This window comes from Dehalococcoidia bacterium (genome assembly GCA_040902535.1).
In the GTDB taxonomy this organism is placed as follows: Bacteria; Chloroflexota; Dehalococcoidia; order DSTF01; family JACRBR01; genus JBBDXD01.
In genome coordinates this window covers 67,806-82,792 of sequence record JBBDXD010000020.1, presented here as the reverse complement: position 1 = coordinate 82,792, position 14,987 = coordinate 67,806, and the positions used below count along the sequence as shown (strand labels likewise).

Sequence of the window (14,987 nt, the reverse complement as noted above, 5' to 3'; positions counted from 1 at the left end):
TGGCCTGGTCGAAGAGGTCGCGCACGCGGCTGGCGCCGACGCCGACGAACATCTCCACGAACTCCGACCCGCTGATTGAGAAGAAGGGCACGCCGGCCTCGCCCGCGACCGCGCGCGAAAGGAGCGTCTTGCCGGTCCCGGGCGGTCCGACCAACAGCACGCCGCGCGGAATGCGCGCGCCGAGCGATGCGAACTTCTCCGGGTACTTCAGGAACTCGACGACCTCCGCCAGTTCTTCCTTAGCTTCGTCTACGCCTGCCACGTCCGAGAAGGTTACGGTCGGCTTGTTGCCGACGAACATGCGCGCGCGGCTCTTGCCGAAGTTCATCGCCTGGCTGTTGGAGCCCTGCGCCTGGCGCATCAGGAAGATGAAGATAGCTCCAAAGATCAGCAAGGGCAGGAAGTTGATCAGGATCCCGATCCAGTTACCGAAGCCCGACGGCGACTTGTACTGGATCTCGACGCCGCCAGCCCCGCCGATCGGCACGTTCTCCTCGCGCAGGATCTGCTCAAGGTCCGTGTTCTCGCCGACGCGCGATTTGTAGGTCTCCTCAGGCTCGTCCTTCAGTGCGACGTTGAGATTCTGGCCGGAGACTTCGATGCTCTTGACGTTATTGTCTTTGGCCTCGGCGACCACCTCACTGAAGTTCAGCGACTTGGTGTCTTCCCCGTCGCGGAAAAACGACACGACGATCGCGATGACCGCCACGAGGATGAGCAGATAAATGAAGCTGTTGCGTAGCCAACGCGAGCTCATGGGCGAAACCTAACCTTTGTCCCTGCGCTCAACGGGAGTTCCAGGGGAATGCGAACCCAGTATATCAGAGCACCCGCGCCCCTACCGTGAACCTGCTTACACACGTCTCGTAACGTGAGATCTGTCAACATACGCAAACGTCTCCCCGGTTATGGTCGTTCCAGTATCCGTCGGCGGGGATGAGCACCCCATAGGCAGAACCCTGAGTCTCTAGTCGTCGTCGGATGCCAGCTTGCCTGCCTGGGCCCAATTCTCGCGTTCGACATCCTGAAAAATGACGATCGTCGCTTCCGGCGTAGTATGGGCGACGTTCGCCACAGCCTCCGTGATGGCGCGCGCCAACTCTTGCTTCTGCGCGTGGGTCCTCCCTGAGAACAACTCGACACGCACGATGGGCATTACGTCCTCCCTTGTCAGCTTGGCGTTTTCGCTGCCATGGTAGCCCCCGCCCGCTGGTGCGGACGATGCTTTACACGCACTCCGCCCGGTGCTAGCATCGCGCCGATGGGCCTCTTTCAAGCAGCGCCCAGCCTCAACGCCGAACTCGCCGCCTGGCGGCGGGGCTTTCGGCACGTCGCCGGACTCGATGAAGCGGGCCGCGGGCCGCTCGCCGGCCCCGTCGTCGCCGGTGCGGCAATCCTCGAGCCGGGGTTCGCGCGGACCTGGTGGGCGGACCTGCGCGACAGCAAACTCATCGACGCCGAAGAGCGCCAGCGCCTCGCCCAGGCGATCCGCGAAGAGTGCGGTTACGGCGTCGGCGCAGCCTCACATGAGGAGATCGATACGATCGGATTGATCGCCGCCACGAAGCTCGCGATGCGGCGCGCGCTCGATGCGCTGCCATGCCGCCCCGACCTGGTGCTGATCGATGCGGTCTCGCTGCCCGAATACCGGCACCGCTCGATCATCCACGGTGATGCGTTGTGCGCGTCGATCGCGGCGGGATCGATCCTGGCGAAGACACACCGCGACGCGCTGATGGAGCGCTATCACCCGGTATACCCGGAGTACCGCTTCAACGAGAACCGCGGCTACGCGACGCCGGAGCACAAGCGCGCGCTCGACGAGCACGGGCCGTGTCCGATCCACCGCAGGCTGTTCGCGCCCGTGCGCGCTGCTCTCGAGGCGCGCGGTATTGCGATCGACTTGCCGTTCAAGGCGCTTGAGCCGTCGCCGACATGATTCGCACCAGGGGCCTTCGCCACATCCAGTTTCTCGTCCGCGACGCTGAGCGGTCGTTTGCGTTTTATCAGCGCCTGTTCGGCATCGAGGAGCAGTTTCGCGACGGGTCCGCGGTCTTCGCGAGCGTGCCCGGCGGTGGCGACATGATCACGTTCGCCGGATCGTCGGATTGGCGCCCCGGCGCGCACGCGGGTCTGCGTCACTTCGGGTTCGCCATTGATCCCGGCACCGATGTCGCGGCCGCGCGCGCCGAGATCGAGGCCGCCGGCGGCACCGCCATTCGCAGCGGCGAACACGAGGACGCCAAGCCGTACATCTACTTCACCGACCTCGACGGATACGAAGTCGAGCTGTACACGCCCTGACGCGCGGCGAGCGTCCGCGCGGCCGGTGTAGCATTGTCCTGTGGACGCGATTCGATGGGGCGACTTCGGCGCACTGAATCCCGAACTCGCCGCGCATATCCTTGAACGACTCGCGAGCGCCCCCTGCTATTTCGGCACCGTGCGCCGGGATGGTTGGCCGCGAGTGCATCCGGTCGGGCCATTGGCACCGCGCGGCAGCTGCCTCATCGTCACTATGTATCCGACGTCTCCAAAGGCCCACGATCTCCGCCGCAACGGTCGATTCGCACTGCACGGCCCGGTCGAGGACACGACCGGGGGCGGCGGCGAGGTGCTTCTCGTCGGCAGGGCAGTTGAGGCTGAGCCCGCGGATGCCGATCGCGCGAAGGGGTACATCCTCTTCGAGTTATTGATCGGTGAGGTGCTCGCTACATCCCACGACCACAACTCCCTAAGGCCCGTCCACCGGAGGTGGAAGGCGGCGGACAGTTGACTTCGCCCCGAAAGTCGCTGGGCGATTTCGGCGAACGCGTCGCCGCCGCCCACCTGGAGGCCAAGGGCTATCGCATCATCGAACGCAACTTTCGCGTGTTTGAGGCTGAGATCGACCTCGTCGCCCGCGACGTCGATGCGTTGGTATTCGTCGAGGTGCGCACGCGGAAGGGAGGCGACCAGGGCATGGCGGCGCTCTCCGTCGGCCCGCGGAAGACCGCGCAACTCTTGCGCGCCGTGGACTGGTACGTCGAGCGCAACCCGGACTGCGCCGAACTGCCGCTGCGGATCGACGTCGTGACCGTGGAACTGACGCGCGACGGAGCCTTGCGTTCCGTCACCCACTACGAAGACGCCGTCCGGCCCCGTTGAGCCTCGCATCATGGTCTGCTATCGCTATGGCATGCCGATCTACGAGTACCGTTGCCTCGCGTGCAAGAAGCGCACCTCCGTCTTCGTCCGCAGCGTCTCCAGCGACGTCCATGCGGCCTGTGAGCATTGCGGCGGCAAGAAGCTCACCCGCCTGATCTCGCGCGTCGCCGTGCACCGCGGCGGCGGCGACTTCGACGACGGGGCGGGCATGGCCGGCATCGACGAGAACGATCCGCGCGCGGTCGCCCGTTGGGCGCGCAGCATGCGCGACGAGATGGGCGAAGACATGGGCCCCGAGTTCGACGAGATGGTCGGTCGCATGGAGGCGGGCGAGCTGCCCGACGACATCACCGGTGAAGGTGGCTTCGCCGATGACGAAGATGATTTCTAGTACGCTGTAACCGCCATGCCGATCTACGAGTACAAGTGCAAGGACTGCCGGCGCCTCACCAGCCAGTTCGTCCGCAACACCTCCACCGAGGTCGCGCCGGCGTGCCAGCACTGCGGCGGCGGGACGGCGCGCGCCCTGTCACGCTTCGCGTACCACAAGAGCGAATCGCGCGTGCTCGATGACTACGGCAGCATGCCCCGCGGCGTCGAAGACTACAAGGATCCGCGCCAGATCGGCCGCTGGGTCGAGAAGAAGTTCGATGACTACGGCATGGACCTGCCCGGCGAGGCGCGCGAGATGATCGATGCGGCCCGCGACGGTGATCTGCCCCACCCTGTCAAAGACCTCTAGATCCCGCGCGGGCGGCGAGACAGCGAGGAAGCCATGCCCGACATCTCCACGCCGCTTGACGCGATCATGGAGCGCGTCCGGGAGAACTTCGTCGGCAAAAACACCGCGCGCGAGGCGGCGCTTCCCCTGTGCCGCGAGGCGATCAGGCTCTCCGCGAACGCCATCCGTGCGGTCCACCGCGACGACTTCGAAACCGCCGGCCAACTCGTGTCGAAGGCCGGCGCGCAACTGCAGACTGCGCGCCAGTCGCTCGATGGCCACCCGGACATCTACTTCGCCGGTTTCGTGCACGACGCGCAGAAGGAGTACGCCGAAGCATCGATCACCCTTGCGTTGATTGCCGGCAGCGACTTCCCGACGCCGGAGACGCTCCAGGTGGAGCAGGCGGCGTTCCTCAATGGCATGGGCGAGGCCGTCGGCGAGCTGCGGCGGCACCTGCTCGATACGTTGCGCACCGGCGATGTCGAAAAGTGCGAAGACTGGCTCCGCGCGATGGACGACATGTACTCCGTGCTCGTGACCGTCGACTACCCCGACGCCATGACCGGCGGCCTCCGTCGCACGACGGACAGCGTGCGTGGCATCCTCGAGAAGACGCGGGGAGACCTGACGCTTTCGGTGCAACAGCGGCGGCTCGAGCGGCGCCTCGACGAATTTGGATCGAAGCTCTAGCGTTCGGACTCGCCGCCCACGTCTGGCCCCGCGACCTCCGGGTCCAGTTGCGTGATCACCTCATCGCGCAGCCGGTCGATGAACTGGAACACGGGCATCGATCCCAGGTCCTCACCGGCGCGCGTGCGCACGGCGACGGCTTCGCCTTCCTGCTCCCGATCACCGACGACGAGCATGTACGGAATTTTCTGTAACTGCGCACGCCGGATCTTCGCGTTCATGCGCTCGCTGCGGTCGTCGATGTCGATGCGGAAGCCGGCGCGCTTGAGCCGCGTGCCGACGTTGTGCGCGTAGTCGGCATGGCGGTCGGCGATTGGGATCAGTGCAACCTGCACCGGCGCGAGCCACGTCGGGAAGGCGCCGGCGTACAGCTCAATGAGATACGCCATCATGCGCTCGGTCGCCCCGATCACGCCGCGATGCAGGATGACGGGCTGGTGCTGAGCACCGTCCTCCCCGATGTAGGTCAGGTCGAACTGGTTCGGCAGGTGAAAGTCGAGCTGGATCGTCGACATCGATTCTTCGCGCCCCAGGACGTCACGGATCTGGATGTCGAGCTTCGGGCCATAGAAGGCCGCTTCTCCCGGCGCCTCGTAGAACGGCAATTGAAGCTCTTGCAGCGTCTCGCGAAGGATCTTCTCGCCAAGGTCCCACATCTCGTCGTTCTGCACGAATTTCTCCGTGTCGGCGGGATCGCGCAGTGACAAGCGATATGCGTAGTCCGTGATGCCAAGCGTCGCGTACGCGCGCTCGACCAGGCGCATGACGCCGGCAAACTCCTGCCCGATCTGCTCACGCGTGCAGAAGATGTGGGCGTCGTTGAGGTTGATCGCGCGAACGCGCGACAGCCCGCCGACCACGCCCGACTTCTCGTACCGGTACATCGTGCCCATCTCGGCGATGCGGATCGGCAATTCTCGATAACTGTGCAGCGCGTTCTCGTAGATCAGGATGTGGTGAGGGCAGTTCATCGGCCGGAGCACGAGCTCTTCGTGTTCCAGCGCCATTGGCGGGTACATGCTGTCTCGATAGTGGTCCCAGTGGCCCGATCGCTTGTAGAGGTCGACCTTGGCGAGCACCGGCGTGTAGACGTGCTGGTAGCCCGCCTCCCGCTCCTGTCCGGTGATGTACTCCTCGAGCAGGCGTCGTACGGTCGCGCCCTTCGGCAGTAGCGACGGAAGCCCCGAGCCGATCAGTTCGCTGGACGTATACAGCTCCAACTCGCGCCCGAGCTTGCGGTGGTCGCGCCGCTGCGCTTCTTCGAGCCGGTGCAGGTAATCGTCGAGTTCTTCCTGTGTCTCGAACAGCGCGCCGTAGATGCGCTGGAGCATCGGGCGCTTCTCGTCTCCCCGCCAGTAGGCGCCCGCGACGCTCGTGAGCTTGAAGGGCGGGACATCGCCCGTGCGCTCGACGTGCGGCCCCTCGCACAGGTCAACGAATGCGCCCTGCTTGTAGAGCGAGACGTTCGCGTCTTCGATGCCCTGGATCAGTTCGACTTTGAACGGCTGCGTCGCGAAGAGCGCCAACGCGTCCTCGCGGCTCATCTCGCTGTGCTCGAACGGCACGTTCGACGTCATGCGGGCGCGCATACGTTGCTCGATCTCAGGCAGGTCGTCCGGCGTCAGCGGTCGCGCGAGAAGGAAGTCGTAGTAAAACCCGTGCTCGATCGGCGGGCCGATGGCGAACTGCGCATCGGGAAACATCTCGAGGACTGCCTCGGCCATGATGTGGGCGGCGGAGTGCCTCATGCGGTAGAGCCGATCCTCTTTCGAAAGGGTCTGCAGAACCATTTCGTCCTCCAGCGGCACGAAAACGAAAACGCGCCTCGCCGTCGCAGGGACGGGAGGCGCTCCGTGGTTCCACCCTGTTTTAGGCCGCTACTTGGATCCGGGCGCGGCCCCTCGTTCGGCGGATAACGCTGCCGGCGACATCGTCTACTAATCCGCCGTAGGCGGACATTCGCAGATGCGGCTCACAGGTGGTCTTCGCGGCGTGTACGCCGGGCGCTTGCACCAACCGCGCCCTCGCTGGGACGAATGTACGCCGCTACTCGTCCTGGTCGAAGCCTTTGGCGAGTTATAGCAAGGCGGGATTGTCCGTCACAAGCTGATCAGCGATGGCGGGGAAACGGGTGTCCATTGCGCATTCCATGGCGATGGCATCGGTCGCTCAGCAGATCTTCGGGAAGAATCCGCTGTAGGCCGCGTCCACAGATTCGCCGGTGTCGGGTCGATACGCCACAAAGCCGTTCTGGAAATCCGTGCGCCTATACACGCTCCACGGGAACTCATTACAGATGGGGTATCCAAGGTAACCAGGCGCGCCGCCGGCCACCAAGTACCGTTGCCACACGCCTCCATGCACCCAGTACGCCGTGCTTGTTCCGGTTCGGCGCATGATCGCCCCTGTGCCGGGACCGTGGCCATGACTCGGCCCACTGAAATCCTGGACCTTGCCGTTTCCCCAGCTGTGCACCCACCAGCAGGCTGTGATAGTCGTATCACTGGCACCTCCGCAGGGGTTCCACGGTTGGCCGACGCTCCCCTGGCCACCGCCCGAGTTATACGCGTTTACAAAAGCCGTGAACGAGCCGCTATCTAGTGCAGACGCGTTCGTGCATTGATTGCCAGTGCCTGGGGCGGCGAGGCAGATGTCACCTACGCCAGCGTTGTCGGATCGGTGAGCATGAGCGCCTTCCGACGTGTCGAAGTTGGTATAACCGGAAAGAGTCTTACCGCCTGATTGTGGGTTGACCGCGCAAGTGGAGCTCGTGCAACTCAATTGATTGTAAACAGCAAAATGGAGGTGAGCCCCGTTTGGCGGTGTGTTGCACGATGGCGGATCCGGGTCAACCTGCCCGGAGTTCCCGCTCCGCCCGATGAACTGCCCCTGAACAATGTTTGTACCTACGCCGAAGAAGTTCTGGCTCAGGTGTGCATAGCGTGAGTAGAACGGACCGGGGTGCGAGAGTTGAACAGAGATGCCGAACCCGGTGGTGTCGCAGAGAGATCCTGTCACCGCCGCGGCACTTCCGCTGGCCATGGCGTGAATGGGTGTACCGTGCGGGTGGCTGAAGTCCAGTGCATACGACTCAGAGCCAATGTGTGTTACTGTGTTGAATCCATAGCCACTGCGCCACTGGTCGGTGCCGGCCCGCCATGGCACCCGCCAAGCAGCGGCTGTGTTCGATCCATACTGTTGGTGGCCCTGCGCGATCTGCGTAACCATCAGCGACGAACAAATCACGAGTAATGGCAACAGAAGCCGCAAGGGAGACGTCCGCGCGAGCCGATCCATCAGAGTAGCCTCCTGTCTTCCCTATCAGCGTTAACGACTGACAACAGCCTGCCCTTTATCACGACGAAGGCGACTGAACGTTGACTTCCAAACTCTTGATGATCTCCATCACGTCAGTGGCATGGCTCCGCAATGCGTCAAGCGCCTTCGAAGGATCGGGCTCACCAAGAGGTTTCAGGATGGCCGCGCTGATGTACACAGGCCCGTCATCGAGCACGAGCGTCACCGATATGACACTCCACTCTTGGGGCGTCGGCTCAAAATTCTTGTAACTATTGCCGTACGAGTAGGCGCATATGAAGGCTGGATATCCAGCCACTTTCGATGCCTCCGGCTCCTCGCACCTAGCGTCGGAGACTGGCTCTGAGAGATAAGGCTGGATTGTGATCTCGGCTGACGGCTGTGTGCCCGTACTGGGCGATCCTGAAGGGGCAAAGACGCCCGTCGTTTGCAGTTGTATCCGGTGGGGGTCAGGACTGTCACCGAGAGTGACATGCCATTTCTGCACCGGGTAGCTCAACCGGAATCCGTACAGATCGTCCTCGTATGTCGCATCAACCCCCACTGCGCCGCGTTCAGCGTCAAGTACTGCCTTTACCTCGCCAGCGGAAGGTCCGGCTTCTGACGCGGAGGACGAATTCGTGCGCACTGCCAAGATCGTCCCAATCGCGACACCAGCGATGAGCACGGCTGCTCCGATTGCTACGAAGAGCTTTAGCCTTTGAGTCATGGTTGAAAGCTGCCTCCGATCAGGCTAAAACCGGTGATATATTACCTACCGGCTCGTATCTTGCTCTCGTTGGAAAAGGTTTTCAAGAGGCAGTTTTGGGAACCATTAATCTAGTTCGAGATGAAAAGACCGCCCGCTTCACAACGTGGCGAGCGTTGACCGATGAGCACGAGTCGAGTGGCGATCTACTCCTCCAGCGTGCTGATATCGCCCTCTGGCAAGCCGAGTTCGCGTGCCTTCAACAGCCGCCGCATGATCTTGCCCGAGCGCGTCTTTGGCAGCGTCGTGATGAAGTCGATCTCGCGCGGCGCGACGCCGGGGCCGAGCTTCTGGCGGCTGAACTGCAGCAGTTCGCCGCGCAGCTTGTCCGAAGGCTCGTAGCCGTCTTTCAGCGTGACGAACGCCTTCACGATCTCCATCGCCACGGGATCGGGTTTGCCGATGACTCCCGCCTCTGCGACGGCCGGGTGCTCGATCAGCGCGCTCTCCACCTCGAACGGCCCGACGAGATGGCCCGCCGTGTTGATCACGTCGTCGGACCGGCCGACGAACCAGAAGTAGCCGTCTTCATCGGTGCGCGCTCGGTCGCCGGTGATGTACCAGCCGTTGCGAAACTTCGACTGGTACATGGCGTCGTTGTTCCAGTACGTCCGGAACATCGAAGGCCAGCCGGGGCGCACGGCGAGGTCGCCCTCTTCGCCGGCCGGTTTGATGTTGCCGTCTTCGTCGATCACGCCGGGTTCGATGCCCGGCATCGGCTTGCCCATGCTCCCGGGTTTGATCGGCATCGCCGGGTAGTTCGCGATCATGATGCTGCCGGTTTCGGTCTGCCACCAGTTGTCGTGAAACGGCAACCCGATGGCGCGCTCGCCCCACACGACGGCCTCGGGGTTCAGCGGCTCGCCCACCGACATCGTGTACCGCAGCGTCGAAAGATCGTACTTCTTCGGGATCTCGTCGCCCGCCTTCATGAGCAGGCGGATCGCCGTCGGCGCCGTGTACCAGACGGTGACCTTGTGACGCTGGATGACGTCGTACCATTTGCTCGCGGAGAACCCACCCTCGTAGATCACCGACGTGACGCCGTTCGTGTGCGGCGCAAACATGCCGTACGACGTGCCGGTGACCCATCCCGGATCCGCGGTGCACCAGTAGATGTCATCCGGGTGCAGGTCGAGCACGTATTTGCCGGTGGCGTAATGGCCGAGCACCGCCTGGTGTACGTGTACGGCCCCCTTCGACTTTCCGGTCGTGCCAGACGTGTAGTGCATGACGGCGGGATCTTCAGGCTGCGTGTGCACGATCTTGAAGTCTTCAGACGCTTCGTGAAACAACTCGTTCCACGACAGTTCGCCCGCTTCGAGCTTGGGTTCCTTGCCGTGCTCGACGATGATGATGTGCTCCAGGTCCGGTAGGTTGGGCTTCATCTTCTCGACCTTATGCCGCTGGTCCGGCGACGTCACCAGCACCTTCGCGCCTGCATCGGCCAGGCGATCGCCCGCGGCGTCCGGTCCGAACGCGCTGAACAGCGGTCCCGTGACGCACCCCGCCTTCAAAGTTCCGAAGACGGCGGCATACAACTCCGGCACGCGATCCATGAAGCAGAACACGCGCTCGCCCTTCTCGACGCCCAGGTTCCGCAGCATGTTGGCGAAGCGGTTCGACATCCGCTCGGCGTCCGCGTAGGTATACCGTTCGATCGAGCCGTCCTTGCCCTCCCAGATCCAGCAGAGATGGTCGCCGCGCCCCTTCGCGACGTGACGGTCGATCGCTTCGTACGCGATGTTGAGGCCGCCGCCGGGCAGCCCATCGAGTTGCTTGATGACGTCGGGGTAGACGAAACCGCTGCGTATGCCATCGTAGTCGTCCAGATTGGGGCGCACCTTGAACTGGTCGACGGGCGGCTTCGCGATGGTCGCGTAGTCCATGGAGCAGCACCTTTCTGATCGTTACGCGTTGCGTCCGACAATCTAGCCACGCCGCTCTCGGACGGTCAACAGCGCGCGGAGGCTTGCCGCGTTTGCGCGCGACGCGGTGGGTTGCCAGACTGTCATTGACGGGCTTTATCACCCAGGAGCGTTCCTATGGCCACCAAGGACGAACGCGAACCGTTCTATCGCATCGACGTCGCAGAGATGAAGCAGATGGTCGGCGATGGCGAAGCCGTGATCGTCGATGTGCGGAACCCGAACGAATACCAGTCGGGCCACGTACCCGGTGCGTCCCTCATCCCCGTGAACAGCGTCTTCCAGCGCCGCGAAGAGCTTCCCGCCGACAAGAAGATCATTTTCGTCTGCTCGGTCGGACAGCGAAGCGCGCTGGCTGCCGAGATGGCCGCGGCGGGCGGCCTTCCGGCCGACCGCCTCTATAACCTCGAGGGCGGGACAGACGCCTGGAAGAAGGCCGGCGAACCGCTTGAGGACTGATCGCACACCGCACCCATAGCCCCTGTCCGACGGGGGCTTCTTGTTGTGAGGAATGCCGTGCCCTCGTACGTGCTCTGGGATATCGATAACACGCTGCTCTACACCGGGGGCGCCGGCAGCCTGGGCATGCGTCGTGCATTCAACGACCTCTACGGCGTCGACGACGCCTTCGGGCGCGTCGAGTTCTCCGGGCGCACGGACACCGCCATCTTCGCGGACGCGGCGCACGCCTGCGGCATCGAGCCGGAGCGCATGGGCGGCGAACTTGTGCGTTTCCTCGACGCCTATATCCCGCACCTGCAGATGGCGCTGCAGGAGGTCGAGGGCAAGCTGATGCCCGGCATTGGGAAACTGCTCGAAGCGTTGGATGCCCGCGACGACGTCGTCATGGGCCTGGGCACAGGCAACTTCCGCCGTGGCGGCGAAATGAAGCTTGTGCACTACGGCATCGACCGCTACTTCCCCGGCTTCGTCGGAGGGTTCGGCGAAGACTCACCTTCCCGCGACGAGGTCGTGCGGCTCGCGATCGAGCGCCTCACGGAGGGACGCGCGAACGGGGACCGCGTCGTCGTCGTCGGTGACACGCCGCACGACATAGCAGCGGCGCACGCCAACGGCGCCTTCGCGTTCGGCGTCGCCACCGGACGCAATCCGGTCGATGAGTTGCTCGCGTGCGGCGCGGACGTCGCACTGGCATCGCTCGACGACGTGGACAGGGTGGTGTCGATCATCGTCCATGCGACGGCGTGACGGCCGCCGTCATCGCAGGCGGACGACGTTCGCCGTGATCAGCCGTGCCTCGTCTGACACCAGGTACGCGATGACCTCAGCGACTTCATCGGGCTCCGCGACGTGCATGTGTTCGGGGCTCGCGCGTACGAAATCGCGCACTGCATCAGTCACCCAGCCGGTATCGGTCACAGGCGGATACACGATGTTCGCCGTGACGCCGTACGGCGCCAGTTCGATCGCCGCCGACATCGTGTAGTTCTCAAGCGCTGCCTTTGCCGCTCCGTACGACACGTCCTCAGGGAAACCCAGCGCGCCGCCCGACGTCAGACCAACGATCCGTCCCCACGCGCCGCCGCGTGCGATGTGTCGCGCCGCGAACTCGGCGATGAGCAGCGCCGACGCACGCGCGTCGACCGCGAACTGCGCATCGATTGTCCCCGCCGTCACGCGCTGCATCGGCCGGCCGAGCCGGTCGACGCTGGCCGGCTTGAACGTGTCCTGACGCCAGCCCGTAGCGTTGTTCACCAGGATGTCGACGTGGCCGAAGGCGCGCTCCGCGGCATCGAAGAGTAAGAAAGGCGTCGCCACGTCACCGAGATCAGCTTCCACGGCGATCGCGCGGCCGCCGCCGCCGACGACCTCGGCGAGGGTCGCATCGGCAGACATCGCCCGATTGCGACGATAGGCCCGCGGCGTAGCCTCGTGGCTTTCGTCCGCGATCCTGAGGTAGTTGAGCAGCACGGCCGCCCCGCGGGCCGCCAGGACGCGTGCCGTCGCGGCGCCAATGCCGTGATTGGCGCCCGTGACGATCGCGACGTGGCCATCGAACGGATGCGCCAAGCTATGCGGGCTCGCCAAGCAGCGGCCCGCCCTTGTCGAGCACTTTGCCTTCGAGGTTGATTACGCTCGGGCGCTCCTCGCAGTAGCCGCCGACCTCGCACTTTTCGAAGAGAAACGCGTTGAAGTCGCGGGAAAAGGTGATCGTCCAGCTGCCGGTGATGACGTTGTCAGCGCCCGCCTTGAGTTGCTGCTGCAGGACGGCGATCAGCGCTTCGAGTTCCTTGCGGCCCATGAATCCTCCCGTCGCTGTGGCGCTCTCAGCCACGCCTCGCAGATCTCTCCATTCTGCCTAACACCGCGCACGGTGCTGGCGCAACCGAATCCTTCAAATCCAGCCTCCAGCCTCCAGTCGTCGGTGCGAACGAGAAGCGTCTACATGCCGGGGCGCCTATAATCCGCCTGATGAACCTCAGCGTCGATATCGCGGCCGGCAAGCGGGCACTGACGCTCGCCAACCCCGTGATGGTGGCGTCCGGAACGTTCAGCTACGGCATCGAGTACGCGAAGGTGTTCGACGTCAACCGGCTTGGCGCGATCGTCAGCAAGACGACAACCCTGCGTCCCCGCGCCGGCAGCCCCGCCGGCGGCCGCATCGATGAGACGCCGGCGGGCATGCTCAACTCTATCGGCCTCCAAAACATCGGCATCGACAAGATGGTGCGCGACTGCGTGCCCGTGTGGAAACGATGGAAGGTGCCCGTCGTCGTAAGCATCCTCGGCAGCACGGTCGACGAGTACGGCGAGTGCGCGGCGCGTCTCGAGAACGTTGAAGGCGTCGCCGGGCTGGAGTTGAACATCAGCAGCCCCAACGCGCAGCAGGGCGGCATGGAGTTCGGGCAGGACGCGAAGAGCGCCGCGGCTGTCACGATAGCCTGCGTCCGGGCAACGACGTTGCCCGTCATCGTGAAGCTGACGCCGAACGTCACCGACATCGTCTCGATCGCGCGCGCCTGCGCCGATGCAGGTGCCGGTGCGTTGTGCGTGATCAACACGCTCCAGGCCATGACGATCGATGTGCCTGCGCGCAGGCCCCGCATCACGCGCGTGTTCTCGGGATTATCCGGACCGGCGCTGAAGCCGATCGCGCTGCGCATGGTGTGGCAGGTTTCCGGCGCCGTCGACGTGCCCATCATCGGCTGCGGCGGCATCATGACCGGCGACGACGCGGTCGAATTCCTCCTGGCGGGCGCGACGGCGGTGCAGGTCGGCACGGCGACGTTCCGCAACCCGTTGGCGCCGCTCGAAGTGCTCGCCGGCATCGAACGCTACATGCGCGACGAAGGAATCGATGACGTGCGCCAGATCATCGGCGCCGCGCGCGGCGATCGATGACCGGCTTCTACCTCGAAGGCGAGCCGTACGTCGATCCGGCGCGCCTCGTGGGGCACTACTGCTCATCGCAGGGCGTCACGAAGGATGATCTCGGCATCAAGCCCGTAGTGCTGGGCACGTTCAGCAGCCGGCTTACGCGATACCTCGCCGAAGTGGCAGGCGCGACGCGGCTCGACCGCTGGTCGGACTGGAAGGACGACGCGTTTGCCCTCGGAGATGCGCTCAGCATCGTCACGTTCCCGATCGGCGCGCCCGTGAGCGTCGCGATGCTCGAAGAGATGTACGTCTGTGGTATGCGCACGCTGATCACGACCGGCGCGGCGGGCAGCCTGCAGGCGACAGCGCCGGTCGGCACGGTCGTTGTCCCGGCGTCTGCCATCCGCGAAGAGGGCACATCGCACCACTACGCGCCCGCCGACACGCCCGCCGTTCCGGACGAAGACCTGGCGTCGGAACTCGCGCAGGAAGCCGCCGCGCGCGGCATCGATGTGCAGCGCGGAATCAACTGGACCACCGACGCGATCTACATGGAGCACAAGCAGAAGATCGAGCTGTACCGCGCCGCCGGCGTGATCACCGTCGACATGGAGCTGTCGGCGCTGTTCACCGTCGCGGCGATCCGCGGCGTGCGCTGCGCGGCGATCGTCGCCGTCTCAGACGAGCTGCACGGCGAAGAATGGAACATGGGGTTCGGCGGCGAGGCGATGATCCGCGGCATGATGAAGGCGGCGCGGGTGGCGCTGACCGTCGCGTCACGGAGGGCGGGCGTGGCGCTGCCGTGAGCGCCGGGTGTTGTACCCTCAGTGCGAGACGCAGAGCGTCGGGGAGTGGCGCAGCCCGGTAGCGCGCCTGGTTTGGGACCAGGAGGTCGCAGGTTCGAATCCTGTCTCCCCGACCAACCTTGTCCCGCCGCCTCAGTAGTCCGTTCGTCACGCCGGTATTGCCTGACTGCACCATGGCAGCGGGGAGCGTCGGGTCGATACTCGTGGCATGACGACGCCACCACCCTGTCACCAACGCCGCTTTCTTGGCACCCACATCGCGCTCGAGTTCGTGCCCGTAGCGGGAT

19 protein-coding genes, 1 tRNA gene and 1 other annotated feature are annotated in these 14,987 nt (G+C 64.4%); of the genes, 12 read left to right on the top strand and 8 right to left on the bottom strand.

Translation table 11 applies throughout. From position 1 onward, the window contains the following. Together WEB52_11620 and WEB52_11615 are read right to left on the bottom strand one after the other, a co-directional pair. Positions 1 to 757: ATP-dependent metallopeptidase FtsH/Yme1/Tma family protein (locus WEB52_11620; protein ID MEX2227084.1), on the bottom strand; the 757-nt coding region annotated here is incomplete at its 3' end. Between the two features lie 210 nt (positions 758 to 967). Beyond that, positions 968 to 1,330, bottom strand: coding sequence for a tautomerase family protein (locus WEB52_11615; protein ID MEX2227083.1), 363 nt, complete (start codon positions 1,328 to 1,330; stop codon positions 968 to 970). Between WEB52_11615 and WEB52_11610 the strand changes: the two genes are divergently transcribed. The 7 genes from WEB52_11610 to WEB52_11580 are packed head-to-tail and all read left to right on the top strand — an operon-like array spanning position 1,262 to position 4,561. Continuing rightward, the gene (locus tag WEB52_11610; GenBank protein ID MEX2227082.1) at positions 1,262 to 1,939 is read left to right on the top strand and encodes a ribonuclease HII; all 678 of its coding nucleotides are present in this window, start codon (positions 1,262 to 1,264) and stop codon (positions 1,937 to 1,939) included. The two genes, WEB52_11615 and WEB52_11610, sit on opposite strands and share 69 nt — an antisense overlap. Next, positions 1,936 to 2,304 carry a VOC family protein gene (locus tag WEB52_11605; GenBank protein ID MEX2227081.1) on the top strand — a complete coding sequence of 123 codons (369 nt, stop codon included), beginning with the start codon at positions 1,936 to 1,938 and terminating at the stop codon, positions 2,302 to 2,304. The genes WEB52_11610 and WEB52_11605 overlap by 4 nt, the downstream gene beginning before the upstream one ends. Positions 2,305 to 2,344: 40 nt before the next feature. Then, on the top strand, positions 2,345 to 2,776 hold the full coding sequence (locus WEB52_11600; protein ID MEX2227080.1) for a pyridoxamine 5'-phosphate oxidase family protein: 432 nt from the start codon (positions 2,345 to 2,347) through the stop codon (positions 2,774 to 2,776). Further along, positions 2,773 to 3,147: a YraN family protein gene (locus tag WEB52_11595; protein ID MEX2227079.1), complete on the top strand. Its 375-nt coding sequence runs from the start codon at positions 2,773 to 2,775 to the stop codon at positions 3,145 to 3,147. Before WEB52_11600 ends, WEB52_11595 begins: the two co-directional genes overlap by 4 nt. Before the next feature lie 10 nt (positions 3,148 to 3,157). Beyond that, entirely contained in the window at positions 3,158 to 3,538 is a 381-nt protein-coding gene (locus tag WEB52_11590) for a zinc ribbon domain-containing protein (GenBank protein ID MEX2227078.1), read from the top strand. A 15-nt stretch (positions 3,539 to 3,553) separates the two neighbouring features. Continuing rightward, on the top strand, positions 3,554 to 3,889 hold the full coding sequence (locus tag WEB52_11585) for an FmdB family zinc ribbon protein (GenBank protein ID MEX2227077.1): 336 nt from the start codon (positions 3,554 to 3,556) through the stop codon (positions 3,887 to 3,889). A gap of 33 nt (positions 3,890 to 3,922) precedes the next feature. Next, positions 3,923 to 4,561 (top strand): haloacid dehalogenase, encoded by a 639-nt coding sequence (locus WEB52_11580; protein ID MEX2227076.1) that lies wholly within the window; start codon positions 3,923 to 3,925, stop codon positions 4,559 to 4,561. On the opposite strand, the gene thrS is transcribed toward WEB52_11580, so the two are convergent. The 4 genes from thrS to acsA form a co-directional block, all read right to left on the bottom strand. Continuing rightward, the gene (gene thrS / locus WEB52_11575; GenBank protein MEX2227075.1) at positions 4,558 to 6,351 is read right to left on the bottom strand and encodes a threonine--tRNA ligase; all 1,794 of its coding nucleotides are present in this window, start codon (positions 6,349 to 6,351) and stop codon (positions 4,558 to 4,560) included. The two genes, WEB52_11580 and thrS, sit on opposite strands and share 4 nt — an antisense overlap. A 42-nt stretch (positions 6,352 to 6,393) precedes the next feature. Continuing rightward, positions 6,394 to 6,633, bottom strand: a binding site (T-box leader). Between the two features lie 97 nt (positions 6,634 to 6,730). Then, complete coding sequence (locus WEB52_11570; protein ID MEX2227074.1) at positions 6,731 to 7,858, bottom strand: M23 family metallopeptidase; 1,128 nt, start codon at positions 7,856 to 7,858, stop codon at positions 6,731 to 6,733. Positions 7,859 to 7,916: 58 nt separating this feature from the next. After that, positions 7,917 to 8,588, bottom strand: coding sequence for a hypothetical protein (locus WEB52_11565; GenBank protein MEX2227073.1), 672 nt, complete (start codon positions 8,586 to 8,588; stop codon positions 7,917 to 7,919). 185 nt (positions 8,589 to 8,773) lie between these two features. Continuing rightward, the gene (acsA, locus tag WEB52_11560) at positions 8,774 to 10,516 is read right to left on the bottom strand and encodes an acetate--CoA ligase (protein ID MEX2227072.1); all 1,743 of its coding nucleotides are present in this window, start codon (positions 10,514 to 10,516) and stop codon (positions 8,774 to 8,776) included. 156 nt (positions 10,517 to 10,672) lie between these two features. Here acsA and WEB52_11555 point away from each other — a divergent pair, with 156 nt between their 5' ends. Both WEB52_11555 and WEB52_11550 read left to right on the top strand, forming a co-directional pair. Further along, positions 10,673 to 11,014 carry a rhodanese-like domain-containing protein gene (locus tag WEB52_11555; GenBank protein MEX2227071.1) on the top strand — a complete coding sequence of 114 codons (342 nt, stop codon included), beginning with the start codon at positions 10,673 to 10,675 and terminating at the stop codon, positions 11,012 to 11,014. A gap of 57 nt (positions 11,015 to 11,071) precedes the next feature. Beyond that, positions 11,072 to 11,764 (top strand): HAD family hydrolase, encoded by a 693-nt coding sequence (locus tag WEB52_11550; protein MEX2227070.1) that lies wholly within the window; start codon positions 11,072 to 11,074, stop codon positions 11,762 to 11,764. A 9-nt stretch (positions 11,765 to 11,773) separates the two neighbouring features. Here WEB52_11550 and WEB52_11545 read toward each other — a convergent pair whose 3' ends face one another. Next, entirely contained in the window at positions 11,774 to 12,586 is an 813-nt protein-coding gene (locus WEB52_11545) for an SDR family oxidoreductase (protein MEX2227069.1), read from the bottom strand. 1 nt (position 12,587) lies between these two features. Then, positions 12,588 to 12,818: a hypothetical protein gene (locus WEB52_11540; GenBank protein ID MEX2227068.1), complete on the bottom strand. Its 231-nt coding sequence runs from the start codon at positions 12,816 to 12,818 to the stop codon at positions 12,588 to 12,590. A 170-nt stretch (positions 12,819 to 12,988) separates the two neighbouring features. Between WEB52_11540 and WEB52_11535 the strand changes: the two genes are divergently transcribed. The 3 genes from WEB52_11535 to WEB52_11525 all read left to right on the top strand — a co-directional run bounded on the left by WEB52_11535 (position 12,989) and on the right by WEB52_11525 (position 14,816). Then, positions 12,989 to 13,918: a dihydroorotate dehydrogenase gene (locus WEB52_11535; GenBank protein MEX2227067.1), complete on the top strand. Its 930-nt coding sequence runs from the start codon at positions 12,989 to 12,991 to the stop codon at positions 13,916 to 13,918. Then, positions 13,915 to 14,700: a nucleoside phosphorylase gene (locus WEB52_11530; GenBank protein MEX2227066.1), complete on the top strand. Its 786-nt coding sequence runs from the start codon at positions 13,915 to 13,917 to the stop codon at positions 14,698 to 14,700. The genes WEB52_11535 and WEB52_11530 overlap by 4 nt, the downstream gene beginning before the upstream one ends. 39 nt (positions 14,701 to 14,739) lie before the next feature. Further along, a tRNA-Pro gene (locus tag WEB52_11525) sits at positions 14,740 to 14,816 on the top strand. Positions 14,817 to 14,987: the final 171 nt, after the last annotated feature.

Bases quoted from the DNA above. Each gene is read 5' to 3' on its own strand.
- WEB52_11610 (MEX2227082.1), top strand. From the start codon at position 1,262: ATGGGCCTCTTTCAAGCAGCGCCCAGCCTCAACGCCGAACTCGCCGCC.
- WEB52_11605 (MEX2227081.1), top strand. From the start codon at position 1,936: ATGATTCGCACCAGGGGCCTTCGCCACATCCAGTTTCTCGTCCGCGAC.
- WEB52_11590 (MEX2227078.1), top strand. From the start codon at position 3,158: ATGGTCTGCTATCGCTATGGCATGCCGATCTACGAGTACCGTTGCCTC.
- WEB52_11585 (MEX2227077.1), top strand. From the start codon at position 3,554: ATGCCGATCTACGAGTACAAGTGCAAGGACTGCCGGCGCCTCACCAGC.
- WEB52_11580 (MEX2227076.1), top strand. From the start codon at position 3,923: ATGCCCGACATCTCCACGCCGCTTGACGCGATCATGGAGCGCGTCCGG.
- thrS (MEX2227075.1), bottom strand. From the start codon at position 6,351: ATGGTTCTGCAGACCCTTTCGAAAGAGGATCGGCTCTACCGCATGAGG.
- WEB52_11570 (MEX2227074.1), bottom strand. From the start codon at position 7,858: ATGGATCGGCTCGCGCGGACGTCTCCCTTGCGGCTTCTGTTGCCATTA.
- WEB52_11565 (MEX2227073.1), bottom strand. From the start codon at position 8,588: ATGACTCAAAGGCTAAAGCTCTTCGTAGCAATCGGAGCAGCCGTGCTC.
- acsA (MEX2227072.1), bottom strand. From the start codon at position 10,516: ATGGACTACGCGACCATCGCGAAGCCGCCCGTCGACCAGTTCAAGGTG.
- WEB52_11555 (MEX2227071.1), top strand. From the start codon at position 10,673: ATGGCCACCAAGGACGAACGCGAACCGTTCTATCGCATCGACGTCGCA.
- WEB52_11540 (MEX2227068.1), bottom strand. From the start codon at position 12,818: ATGGGCCGCAAGGAACTCGAAGCGCTGATCGCCGTCCTGCAGCAGCAA.
- WEB52_11535 (MEX2227067.1), top strand. From the start codon at position 12,989: ATGAACCTCAGCGTCGATATCGCGGCCGGCAAGCGGGCACTGACGCTC.
- WEB52_11530 (MEX2227066.1), top strand. From the start codon at position 13,915: ATGACCGGCTTCTACCTCGAAGGCGAGCCGTACGTCGATCCGGCGCGC.